Annotated in this window: 6 protein-coding genes; all 6 read left to right on the forward strand. The window is 34.6% G+C overall.

Annotated elements, in window-relative coordinates:
• Nucleotides 1–119 precede the first annotated feature (119 nt).
• The 6 genes from B0A80_RS08655 to B0A80_RS08680 all read left to right on the forward strand — a co-directional run bounded on the left by B0A80_RS08655 (nucleotide 120) and on the right by B0A80_RS08680 (nucleotide 13,269).
• A complete protein-coding gene (locus tag B0A80_RS08655; RefSeq protein WP_089077026.1) occupies nucleotides 120–2,606 on the forward strand; it encodes an outer membrane beta-barrel family protein in 2,487 nt (828 codons plus the stop codon).
• 145 nt (nucleotides 2,607–2,751) lie between these two features.
• Complete coding sequence (locus B0A80_RS08660) at nucleotides 2,752–4,386, forward strand: cyclic peptide export ABC transporter (protein WP_089077027.1); 1,635 nt, start codon at nucleotides 2,752–2,754, stop codon at nucleotides 4,384–4,386.
• A gap of 538 nt (nucleotides 4,387–4,924) precedes the next feature.
• Nucleotides 4,925–9,355, forward strand: coding sequence for a non-ribosomal peptide synthetase (locus tag B0A80_RS08665; protein WP_089077028.1), 4,431 nt, complete (start codon nucleotides 4,925–4,927; stop codon nucleotides 9,353–9,355).
• Between the two features lie 30 nt (nucleotides 9,356–9,385).
• Entirely contained in the window at nucleotides 9,386–10,024 is a 639-nt protein-coding gene (locus tag B0A80_RS08670) for a 4'-phosphopantetheinyl transferase family protein (protein WP_070908812.1), read from the forward strand.
• A gap of 24 nt (nucleotides 10,025–10,048) precedes the next feature.
• Nucleotides 10,049–11,986, forward strand: coding sequence for an alpha/beta fold hydrolase (locus B0A80_RS08675; protein ID WP_089077029.1), 1,938 nt, complete (start codon nucleotides 10,049–10,051; stop codon nucleotides 11,984–11,986).
• 314 nt (nucleotides 11,987–12,300) lie between these two features.
• Nucleotides 12,301–13,269, forward strand: coding sequence for a YheT family hydrolase (locus B0A80_RS08680; RefSeq protein WP_089077030.1), 969 nt, complete (start codon nucleotides 12,301–12,303; stop codon nucleotides 13,267–13,269).
• The last annotated feature ends 599 nt before the right edge of the window (nucleotides 13,270–13,868 follow it).

Here is a 13,868-nt window from a genome sequence, read left to right on the forward strand (position 1 = left end):
TATCCTATTCTTGAAATATTGCGATCCTTTAAATTTCTTAAATTTTATCAATTCAAAAGAGCTTGAGTTTACATATTGTATCCCTCACAGGCAATCTTATTAAATACATTAAAAAAATAATGAAGTATAATTATATGCATTTAAAATATATCGCTTTACTATGCATGTTTGTTTTTCTGGGTAATTCAGTATACGGACAAAGTTCAAAAGCAGCGGGTAACGAAATATACAAACAAGTGTCAGCAGCATCCATTTCAGGAACCATTATTGATGCTGAAAATAAAGAGCCTGTTATTTTTGCAACCATTCTTTTGTTGAACGAGGAGCAGGAAACATTAGTAAAAAGCGAATTGTCTGAAACTAAAGGAGAATTTAATTTTAAAAACCTGAAAAACGGGAACTATAAAATTAAAATTACCCATGACGACTATAAAACGTTTAGTACAGGAATTATAAGCATTAAAACAGACAATCAAAAAGAAGTACTGCCTATAGAATTGTTCAAAATCACTAAAAAGGAGAGCTTAAAAGAAGTCGTAATACTTAAAAAGAAAAAGTTTGTTGAGACTAAAATCGATCGTACCATTTTAAATGTTGACGCTTTAGAATCTAACTCAGGAATTACCGCTTTAGAATTATTAAAGAAAGCCCCAGGAACCAGTATAAGCGATCAGGGAGTTGTAAGTCTGAATGGAAAAGCAAATGCGACCATTTTTATCGATGACCGTCCAACCTATCTGTCAGGTGCCCAACTTGAAAGCTATTTAAGCGGATTAGCTTCAGATAATATTGATAAAATTGAAATCATGACCAATCCGCCTGCGAAATATGAAGCAGCAGGAAATGGCGGAGTGATAAACATCAAACTAAAAAAGAGCAAAAAAGAAGGAGAAAACGGAAGTGTTATTTTGGGGCTAAGACAGCATAAATTTACAGAATACAATGCCACGTTTGCGTTGAACAAAAAAAAGGAGAATTACAATATTTTTCTGAATGGAAATGCAGGTTACAAAAAACGCTTTCAGGATCTTTATATCAGCAGAAACTATACCGATACAGGCAGTTACAGCAAACAAGAAAACAATAATGTAGGAGATGCTATAGCAACGAATCTAAGGTTTGGAGCAGACTATAATTTGTCAAAAAATACGGTGATCGGAGTCTCTGCAGATGCTTCAATCTGGAATGGAAATGATCTTGATAATAGTTTGAATTACCTTTATAACAGAAAACAAACTACAGATTCCATTGTAAAAACATTAGGCAGCTCAGATGCTAAATCTGTAAACAGCGGAATAAATCTGAACATTAATCACAAGCTTAACGAAAAAAGCGATGTGAGTGCCAATTTAGATTACTTACTATACGATTCTTTTCCCTATCAGGAATTTAAAAATTCGATCATTTTTTCGGACGCAAATAAAAATTATTCCGATATGCTGGTAGGAGGAGCAGCTTCTAAGGTTTATATTTATTCAGGAAAAGCAGATTATTCCAATCAGCTGACTAAAAAAACAAACCTGCAGACCGGATTCAAATACAGTAATATCAAGACCAACAATAAGAGTGAGTATTTCGATATCGTAAATGATATATCGACTCCAAATTTAAATCAGAATAATAAATTTCTATACAACGAGAAAATAACAGCTTTATACGTAAGCTCCAACACAACTTTAGACAGACTTTCGGTACAGTTAGGACTCCGCTATGAAAGTGTAAAAATTGTCGGAGATCAGTTAGGAAACGAAATAAAACCGAGAACAAAAAATACAACCAAGTACGACAATTTATTCCCAACCTTATACTTGTCTTATAAGCTCGACTCTTTGGCTAATAACACAGTAGGAATCAATTACGGAAAAAGAATCGACAGACCATTTTATCAGGATCTTAACCCTATGGTTATTCAGGTTGATAAATTGACATTTTACAAAGGAAATCCCTATCTGCAACCTTCAATTACAAATTCCGTTGAAGCTTCTTACGCACACAAAAGCTTATTGAATTTTACTCTTGCCTACAGTAAAATTGACAATCAGATCATGGAAACTATAGAAATTATAAACAATGTCTATTACAGTATGCCCGGAAACATAGGAAATACTCAGGTAACCAATCTTAGTCTTAGTTCTACATTTAATATCGCTCCATGGCTAACCTTTACCGGAAATGCACAAGTATCGTATACCGATACCAAAAGTGATTTCTTTGGAGGTAAACTCCATACGTACGGTTATAATTTTAGAATCGATCCCGTATTGCAAGTAAAACTGAAAAAAGATTACAGTCTAGAACTTTTTGGACGCTATGTTGGGAAAGCTTATGTAGCTCAATTTGCGCTGGATCCTTACTGGTTTCTTGATGTGACAATCAGCAAAAAACTTTCAAACAGAAGTTCACTTAAAGTAATAGGGATGGATATTTTCAGAACCTATATCACCAAAGGACAAATTAATAATCTGGTCAATGCAAATGCTGACTTCAGGACATTATCGAATACAAGACAGGTCAGACTATCGTTTACCTATAATTTTGGAGATAAGATGACTACTCAGGAGAGAGAAAATAACAGTATCGATACCGAAAAGAACAGAATCAAGTAAATCATAATCGTCTGTTTTTTCTAGTTGCTGATATTGACTTAGCATCTAAAAACAGAATTTAATTTTCAAGTTAATTTCAGAATCCGAATTTAAAAAGGGATACAATCTCTTTAAGACTTTATCAACCACAACAAAAACTTTTAAGATGTTTAAAATATCACTAAAAAATTCAATTCTTCTGGCAGCCTATGCTTTGCCAAATACAATTCTTAGTTTCGGAATAGTGTACATTATAAACAATACTTTGTCAGGCAACAAGTCGTTTATGACGGATTATACCGGAATGGTTTTTTTTGCAATTGTAGTATATACCTATCTTCTGAACATCATTTTTCAGAAAGGACTTAATGAGTTTTCCTTTAAAATGTTATACGACAACGAAAAAACAATATTCTCAAAAATACTTCAAACCTCACTGATAAAATTAGAGAACTTAGGTTCCCAGCGTTTTTTTACCGTTGTTGAAGATTTGCGGGTATTTGGGCTTTTACCTTATACCGTAACCCATACCGTAAATTCGGTTTTAATGTTAGTGCTTTGTTTGATCTATATGTTTACCATCTCGGTAAGTTCTGCTCTTATTGTGGTAGTATTAATTATAGCCGTTGCCGCTTCCTATTTTGTAGTAATCAACTCTATGTCTAAAAAAGTAACCAGTCTCAGAGAATACAATGACGATTATTACAAGTACGTGGACGATGTTATGAAAGGATTTAAAAAATTAAAGCTGAGCTTTTTCAGAGCTGAAAATCTAATGAATAGATTTTTAATTCCGAATAGGGATCAGGCCGGTGAATTAGACTTTAAAATCAGTTATATCTTTTTGTCTATAAATTTGATTAGCCAATATGGTTTATATGCCATTATCGCAACTATTTTGTTTGTATTACCGTCATGGGGATTATTGAGTCAGTCTGATGTGATAGCATATGTAGTAATTGTTTTATTCATCTCAGGACCTATAAATAACCTGATCAATCTGCAGCAAACCTATACACGTTTTATCGTGGCCAATAAAAGAATCAAGGATTTCTTAAAAGACTTTGAAGTAGATGAAGATGTAAAAAAACAATTGCCAATAGACAACACTTCTTTTGAAAGTATCGAATTTAAAGACATACATTTTTCATACAATAGCGATTCCAACGACAGTGCTTTTGCATTAGGGCCAATAAACTTAGAAGTTAAGGAAGGAGAGACCATTTTTATTGTTGGCGGAAATGGTTCCGGAAAAAGTACCTTCATCAATACCTTCACCGGATTATACACACCTTCAAAAGGAGAGATCCTTTTAAATGGAAAAGAAACAGAGTCCGGTCAGGAAAATCAAAATTTAATTGCAGCCGTGTTCACAGACGATCATATATTTTCTCATAATTATGAAGAATATACCGTTGAAAACAATCCGGAATACAAACAGTTATTAGAAATGATGAAGCTGGACAAAGTCATCTTAGATGATAAAGAAAGTTCTGCCAGAAGAAAATTTTCTAAAGGACAAAGTAAAAGAATGTCCTTGATTTTTGCCCTAATGGAGAAAAAACCAATCCTCGTTTTAGATGAATGGGCCGCCGATCAGGATCCTTATTTCAGAAAATTTTTCTACGAAGAACTAATCCCAAAGTTAAAAGCAGAAGGCAAAACAATCATTGCTGTAACACATGATGATGCTTATTTCCATCTGGCAGACCGAATTATAAAATTTAATTACGGCAAAATTGATGCTGAGGTAAAAGTAGATAAATCAAAAGAATACAGTAAAGAGCTTTTCTGGGCATAATAAGGTGTGCAAAGATAGCACACGGATTAAACAGATTCGGTAAAGCGAAAACGCGGATTGACGCGGATTTTTTTATTTGTTTTTGATAATCTATAATACAGTGTAAAATAGAGCTCCAAAGGAGCAAGATATATATATAGCAAAATTATCCATTACCATAAATAAGTTCCAGAGGAGCGAAATATCTATAGCATCCGGAAGAGCAAGGCAGGTATAGCTCCAGCGGAGCATAATATTTATAGCAAAATTATCCATTACCATAAACAAGCTCCGGAGGAGCGAAATATCTGTAGCTCCCAGAGGAACGAAATATTTATGGCATCCGAAGGAACGATATATTTGTCGCGTTATATTTCATTCAGAAACATTGATTTATAAAATTCTGAATAAAATGTACAATGTATTTCCTTACACCAACCCTACGTTAAATAATACCTCTTTTTTTAAGTTCCGGATTGGAAAAATCAATTTGTTTAATTCCTAAAAATTAAACGAAACAAAATATCATTTAGTTCTAATTGCGTAAAAATATTGTAAAATGAAACTCACCCTTCCTCAGCAAGATGTTTATTTCGAGCAGTTATTATATCCCAATGAACCCATCTATAACATTGGGGCTAAGATTAAAATTAAAGGCCAAATAAACCATGATGCATTTCAAAAAGCATACATTGCCTTAATTGATCAGCATGATTCGTATAGAAGTATACTTACCAGCAAGCACGAAAATGTTCGGATTAAAATTGTAGAAGATCATAATTCAGCTCTGGGATTTGTTGATTTTTCTCCATCTGCAGAACCTTTCGAGGCAGCAAATGTGTACATGCAGGAAGAGTTTGCAAAGCCGTTTGATTTATTTGGAGAGCATCTTTTGCATGTTTTTACCCTCGTTAAAGTTCAAGAAAATTTTCACTATTTATTTTCCGTTTACCATCATATTATAACTGATGGCTGGGGTACGTCGTTAATGTTTCAGAGATTGGTACAAAATTACAATGAGATTCTCGAACATGGGAAAATTCAAACCGTATATCCGTTTAGCTACAAAGACTTTGCAGTTGATGATGCCGCTTATCAGCAATCAGAATCGTATCATCAGGACAAAATTTACTGGACCAAAAAGTTTGAATCCTTACCTCAGAATCTGTTTGATAAATTAGAAGATAACATTCAGATCAATGAAAGTGATCGCAAGGAGCTAATTATCAAAAGAGAGGTATACAATCAGTTAAATTCGTTAGCAGTACGTTACAGATGTTCTACTTTTAATGTCATTCTGGCTATCTTGTACGCCTATTTTGGCAGAAAACATCAGAACAATGATTTTGCCATCGGACTACCGGTTTTAAACAGAAGTAAAGCCAGTTACAAAAAAACAGTTGGTCTTTTTATGGGCGTTTCTCCTTTAAGAATTTCGATCGATTTTAACGCCACTTTCGAGAATTTAATTGCAGAAATAAAAACTACTTTAAGACATGATTATCGCCATCAGCGATTCCCGTTAGGAAAGTTAATTCAGGAGCTTCAGGTTTTTAGTGAAAAAGAGAGACTGTTCAATATTACACTTTCTTATGAAAAACAGAATTATTCTAATGATTTTCTTCATACCCACACACAAGTAATTCCGCTCACACATAAATCCGAGCGGGTAGCTTTGGCCATTTACATCAGAGAATTTGATGAAGATGAGGACGTGAAAATTGATTTCGACTACAACTTAAATTATTTTACAGAAGCACAGATCACACAGGTCGTTCATCACTTCGAAAACTTAGTTCACGCCATTTTAGATACTCCTGATCAGGTTCTAAAAGAATTAAACTATCTGGGAGAAGACGAAAAACGTCATATTCTCGAAACATTCAATACCACAAAAGTTGACTATCAGAAAGAGAACACAATTTTGGATGTATTTCAGGATCAGGTGATAAAGTTTAGTACAAAAGAAGCCCTAAAAGACAATTACAAAAGTTATACCTATGCCGAACTGGACCAATTATCTGGTCAAATAGCCGAATACCTAATAATCAACTATGGACAAGAGGACAAATCACCAATAGCCGTTTTATTAGGACGTTCGGCAAATATTGTCATCGTGTTACTGGGAATACTCAAAGCGGGCAGAGCTTATATTCCGTTAGATCCGTCGTTCCCCGGGGACCGATTGAATTACATTGTAGAAAACAGCCAGATTAAACTGCTTATCAATGAAAAAGGCTATGTGTTGCATACAGACGATGAGGTGCAGGTACTATCTTTAGAGACAATCTTAGAAAAAGCAGCGGGATTAGAAGGAAAACTATCCCTGAAAGTTTCCCCTCATGACACCGCTTATATCCTTTACACGTCAGGTTCAACAGGCAATCCGAAAGGTGTTGAAATAGGGCATCAATCCCTGTTGAATTTCCTCAGCAGTATGCAGCAGGAGCCGGGTGTGAGGCCAAGCGATGTGTTTTTTTCGGTTACAACTTACTCTTTTGATATTTCAATTTTAGAATTCTTTGTACCACTGTTGTCGGGAGCTGCTTTGTATATTGCCAATCAGGAAATTTTAGGGGATCCGGTGGTTATTATCCAAAAAATAGAGGAAATCCACCCCACAATAATCCAGGCAACGCCAAGTTTTTACCAAATGCTCTTCAATGCCGATTGGAATGGAGACAAACGCCTAAAAGTACTTTGTGGAGGTGATTTGTTAAGTGAAGCATTAGCCGAAAAGCTAATCAGTCATAGTTTAGAAGTCTGGAATATGTACGGTCCGACGGAAACCACCATTTGGTCGAGTTTAAAAAAACTGGAACATGCAAAAGAGGCGTCAAATATTGGAAAACCAATACACAACACGCAAATTTACATACTGGATTCGTTTTTAAGTCCAAAACCAATCGGAACTCCCGGAGCAATTTATATTGCCGGTGATGGACTGGCAAAAGGATATTATAAAAATACTACACTAACTCAGGAAAAATTTATAAAAAATCCGCTTCAGGCGAATGGTTTATTATACGAAACCGGAGATGTAGGCAGATGGAATGACAAAGGAGAAATCGAATTTTTAGGACGAAACGATAATCAGGTTAAAATTAGAGGATATCGAATTGAACTGGGAGATATCGAATCGCATTTGAATCAAATTTCCGGAATAAAAGAATCGGTCGTAATTGCAAAAAAAGGGAATCAACAGGAAGCTTTTTTAGTAGCGTATGTAGTAAAAACGGAAGAAAGGACAGATACAGGAGAAATTGTAGCCACATTAAAAATGAACCTTCCGTACTATATGATTCCAGGCACAATTGTTTTTCTGGAGGAGTTTCCGCTAACACCGAATCAAAAAATTGACCGTAAGAACTTAGCGCAAAGAGCCATTGAACATCATACAGTAAACGATGATTTTAAAACACCTGAATCTGATCTGGAAAAAAAGTTAGCCGGATACTGGAAAGAAATTTTAAACAGTAAAAAAGAAATCAGTACCAATGACAATTTCTTTGCTCTTGGCGGACATTCCCTAAACGCAGTTAGATTGACGGGGGCAATAGCAAAAAATCTTGGGTACGATGTTAACCTTAAAACGGTTTTCGATTATCCCACGATCAGATTAATGGCAGATTATTTAGTGACTTTAAAAACCAATGACAAACAGGGCATACCATTTACAACTTTAAAAACTGATTTTGCAATAACACCTTCACAGCAAGAATTATGGGTAGCTTGTCAGGATCGGCAAAAATTGATTGCTTATAACATGGTAGCCGTTTTTGAAATTAATGGGACCGTATTTCCGGATAAAATCAACAATGCAATGTCTCAGTTAATTTTTGAAAATGAAATTCTCCGCACCAATTTTGTGGAAAGCAAAGGAGCCGTTTTTCAAAAAATAGGGAAACAAGAGGATATCGATTTTAAGATCACTCAGCTGCAGATTGATAACGAGCAAAAAGAGCAGACTATTCAGCGATACATAGAAACACCGTTTGATTTAGAACATGATGTATTGGTGAGAATGCTGCTCGTACAAACGGGTGAGACATCATCATCATTGGTTTTTTGCACCCATCATATTATTATGGATGGAGTTTCATTAGAATTTTTTACCAAAGAATTTATTCAAAAATACAATCATCCTGATTCCGTAATTAAAAACTCAGGTATTCAGTTTAAAGACTATACGGCATGGTTAGCTTCTGAAAATGACGACAAAACCACTTTCGATTTTTGGCAAAGATATTTGGATGGGTACAGTATCAAAGAAACGATCAATAGAGATTTTAATCTAAACGGTCCATTGCAAAATGGAGCGTATTATGATGATGAGTTTACCATTGAAGATACTAAAGCGTTAAAAAAATTCGCTCAGGAGCAAAAAAGTACACTTTATAATACGATTATTTCGCTTTTAAATGTGCTCATTCATAAAATTAACGACCATAATGATATTGTGATTGGAACCGTTAATGCGGGAAGAAACAATGCTGATATCGCAACAATGATAGGAATGTTTGTAAAAACACTGCCGCTTCGTGTTCGGTTAAATGAAGATATAAGTTTTTTAGAACTCTTAAAACAAGTTCAGGAAGACGTTATCTTACTAAATACACATCAGGATTTTCCATCACAACTCAAAAAAGAAGCGCTGTTTGATGTTTTAGTAAGCTATCAGAATCCCGATTTTTCTTTTCAGGAAACGATTAAAATGGATCATGCCGAATTAAAATACGTGACTTCCGATACCAATTACAGCAGATTTCCTTTATTGTTTAATTTTTTTGAAAGCGGCAATGCTCTAAAAGTCAGCGTTTCATACGATAAGAATAAATATGAAGAAATTAGTGTACAATTTCTTCTGGCCACTTTTAAAAATTTGTGGTCTCAAATAATAGAAAACCTTTCCATTAAAGTATCAGAAATTGAATACCCTTTAGTGAATATAGCGAAACTTCAGGAAACCGATTTTGACTTTAATTTTTAAGCGCTTTTAACGATTAAAAACCAAATACTTTTGATACATATTTATTATTCCTATCTGTCCGAAGAAAAACATCAGAGTTTGCTGCAGAATGATTTACCGAAATTTCCAGCCGATTATCAGGATAAAATTAAGCGTTATCGAAGATGGCAGGATGCACAATTATCGCTTTTAGGACGGATACTCTTGTTTAAAGGAATCGAGGAAACGTATAAGCAGAAGCCTGATGCGAAAGAGATCATGCAAACCCTTTATAACAAACCCTATTTTGAAGATAATCCGGTTCTTTTTAATATTTCACATTCAGGAGATATTGTAGTTTGCGCCTTAAGCGATCAGCATGAAGTTGGGATCGATGTGGAGATTATAACCGATATTGAAACAGCTGATTTTAAATCGCAAATGACAGAAATAGAATGGAATAAGATCGTCCTGTCTGACAATAAAAAAGAAGCTTTTTTTGAGTATTGGACACAGAAAGAAGCCGTTCTAAAAGCCCAGGGACATGGTTTGATCGTTCCGTTGAAATCATTTGAAGTTTTAGATAATACAACCGAAATCAACGGAGAAAAATATTATTTAAGCGAAGTAAAAATAGATAAAAACTACAAATGCCACATCTCTTTAAAAACAGACGGCACAAAAATTTACCTGAAAAGAATCATACTATAAACCTAACAATTTAATTCAACCAAAATGAAAAAAATAATAAACCTGTTTTTATTACTATTGATTGTACCAAACTTTGCATTTGCTCAAACAAAAGCTTTTACGTTAGAGAAAGTAAAAACCTTTTTTCCCGAAGATCAAAATCTCTCCAAAGAAAATATAGAATGGGCATTTTTAACTGTTCCTGAAAACTGGGATAAACCAACAGGAAAAACAGTTAAAATTGCAGTGGCTGTTTTAAAAAGCATCTCAAAAAGTAAAGACTCAAACCCGGTAGTATACATCGATGGAGGACCAGGATCAGGTGGTATAGAAGGAATATGGGCCTGGCTAGACCATCCGTTAAGAAAAAACAGCGACATTGTCTTGTTTGATGTGAGAGGAACCGGACGCTCCCTGCCAAAATTCTGTCCGGACCTGGGGAAAAAATTCTTAGAAATATTAGCAAAAAATCAAAACAGTACACAGGACGAACAGCAAAAAACGATTGCATCATTAGAATGTAAACAGGATTTACTCAACAGAAATATCGATATAAGCGCTTATAACAGCAGCTCCATCGTAAAAGATTTAAATGCCTTAAAAAATGCTCTGAAATATGACAAATGGAATGTTTACGGGGTTTCGTACGGTACTTATACCGCACAGATTTATGCAAATGATTTCCCTGAGGACATTAAATCATTAACACTGGATTCTTCCATTTCAGATATTTCTCAATATTACAATCGCAATACAGAGAATTATATGAGCAGTCTTAAAAAGGTTTTTAGTGCCTGTGCGGAAGACCCAAATTGTAATCAACAATATCCTAATCTTCAGGCTGCTTACTATGAAACCATTGAAAAACTGGAAAAAAAACCTGTCACCGTTAAGGTCGATCAAAGAATAATTTCGAGTGGGACGTTTACTTATAATGCAGAAGATTTTAAAATTGCAATTCAACAGTCCCTTTATCAAAAAAGACTGATAGAAGTAATTCCATTATTAATTACCGAATTTAATAAAGGAAACAAAAGTACTTTAAGCTCGTTAGTGGCAGCTTTTTCAGGAGCTTTAGGCTTAGATTATGGGCAATATTATTGTGTGAGCTGTAATGAAGCAGTGCCAAACAATTCGATTTCAGAATTTAATAAAAATGCACGTAATTATAAAGAACTAAAAGGAGGACTATCCTTTTACAAATCAGATTTCGTAGTATGTGATAAATGGAATCTGGGAGTAAATAAACGGCCTGCCTTGGTTAATTTATCCAACCTGTCCAAATTAACGATCCCTGTATTAGTATTTGCAGGAGCATTTGATCCGATAACACCTGCCTTAAATGGTAAAATTACAGTTGACAGGTTTAAAAAAGCATTTTTGGTAAACGCCCCAATTTCAGGTCATACCCCGGGCTTTTCATTAGTGGGAGTTCAAATCGCCGAAGAATTTATAAAAAATCCACTTCAAAGACCAGATACCAGGGAATTTGATACAGACAATAAAGTTCATTTTGTGACCAATATAAAAATCAGTGCAGGAATTTCGAATTTTGCCAATAGTCTAAACGAGTTTAATTTACTCTTTTTTGCGCCTTTTTTCACCGCTTTGATTATCGTCTTACTTTCCATCTTTATTTTTGCATATGTACTAATTAGAAAAAGAGAAGAGAAAACGGCCGATAAAATTTTGAAATCCCTAATTATAATCACCTCTTTATTAGGTTTGTTTACTTTCATTGGATTTGTTTTAGCGATAAACCATACAGCCGAAAATAATTTCTATATACTAGCGTTCGGAATACCAGATCAGTTTAATTACCTATTTATAATACAATGGATCTTTATAGTGTTTACCCTGATTTCGACACTTTATTTTATTCTTAAACTTAAGTTTATTTCGAATACGGGAGTTATGGCGACAATTTTGTTTTCGTTACTATTGGTAGGTATCTACTTTCAGTATTGGGGATTCCTACTTTAATAAAAGAGGTTAAAGTTTCACGCAGATTGAGCAGATAATAGAGCAAAAAAAATCTGCTCAATCCGCAAAATCTGTGTAAAAATAAACAGAAGAGGTTGTCAGATACAATTTGACAACCTCATTTTTTAATAATACAGTTAAAAAGATTTTTTATAATTTCGTTTGCTCGACAATTGTATTCTTGGAATATTGACGCTGATCGAAGGCAGTGATACAATCAATTATTATTTTTAAAAACAAAATAAAAGAGAGAGGATTAAGTTTGATATAGATTGATTTCTTAGATTTGTATAGCACCGTAAAACTATTTAATCATGCCATTAATTGAACAATCAGAATATAATCTGCCTTCTATTATGCATCGCAACAGGCATATTTCTACCATTTATGCTGCTTTGTTTAAAAAGTATGAAGTTCCCGAATATACAAGAGAAAAGCATGAATTAAGTGACGGAGATTTTATAAACATCGATTTCCTTATAAACAACTCTAAAAAAGCAGTCATTTTATGTCATGGTTTAGAAGGTGATTCGCGCAGAACCTATAATAATAGTTGTGCTGCTTATTTTCGAGAGAAAGGCTTTTCTGTTTTTGCATGGAACAATCGCACGTGCGGAGGCGAGATGAATCGTCTTCCACGACTTTATCATCATGGTGCCATAGATGATCTTGATGAAGTGGTTCGGTTTGTTTTTCAAAAAGAATTTGAAGATGTCTATTTGATAGGATATTCAATGGGAGGAGTGCAGCTTCTGAATTATTTAGGCTGGACTAAAATTGATAAGCGTATAAAGGCAGCGGTTTCAATTTCGGTACCTACACATATTGCGACAAGTGCCGCTGTACTCAAACAAGGTTTTAACAGAGTTTACTTAAAGAACTTTACAATTGATATCAAAAGAAAGCTGAAATACAAGGCAGCTCAGTTTCCTGATTTTATAAACCGCGATCAGATAGATAAAATTTCGTCGTTTGACGAAGTTGATCAGTACTTTACAGCACCGTTGCATGGCTTTGCAAGTCGTGATGATTATTATCAGCGTGTTTCTCCTGAATTCTCCCTTCGAAATATTACCACCCCAGTTTTAATTATTAATTCATTAGACGATCCTTTTCTGGGAGAAAGATGTTATCCCAGAGCCATAGCGCAGGACAGCGCCTATGTGTATCTGGAAACACCAAGATATGGTGGGCACTGTGCTTTTCCATTACGTGACTCAGAGTATTCCTATGCAGAGAAAAGAGCTTACGAGTTTTTTGAGTCGTGCAGAGCACTTACATAGTATTTTTATGAATCTTAATTGAGTTTCGATAATTCATTTAGTGTATCACTTAAGAAAGATTAAGTATATAGTAGTAGATTCGTTTACGATTCAGATAATATACAACCCGACAGGTTTTCAAAACCTGTCGGGTTTGTTTTTTACTACCTATATATAAGGAGTGATTCTGTCCAGCTGAATATAAGAGTAGTTTCTGTCCAGCAGAGCGAAGTCGAAGCTTGGTATTTGAGATTCTATACTATATATAAGAGTAGTTTTTCTGTCCAGCTGAGCGAAGTCGAAGCTTTATCCCGCTATCCGCTTCAATCTTTTGCTTTTTAAAGGAAAAATCAAAAGGATTTCCACTACTATCGGGGCTAGGGTATAGGTTTTCAAAAGAAATAAGACAAGAAAAACAAAAACTTCGCGCCTTTGCGTCTTTGCGAGATTAGTAAAAAACCAGTAAAAATGGGGCTTTGTATCTAGTAGTTTCATTTGAACGAAGAAAAACCTTTCAAAGCTGAAAATAGTTTAATTTGTAAAAGAGGTGTTATCAGGGTGTTAAGATAAAGTTTCGAAAAAGATTAAAAATAAGTTTAGAAAAAGCTTGTAAAAGCGGA

Origin of the sequence: Flavobacterium tructae (assembly GCF_002217475.1) — a bacterium.
Taxonomy (GTDB): Bacteria; Bacteroidota; Bacteroidia; order Flavobacteriales; family Flavobacteriaceae; genus Flavobacterium; species Flavobacterium tructae.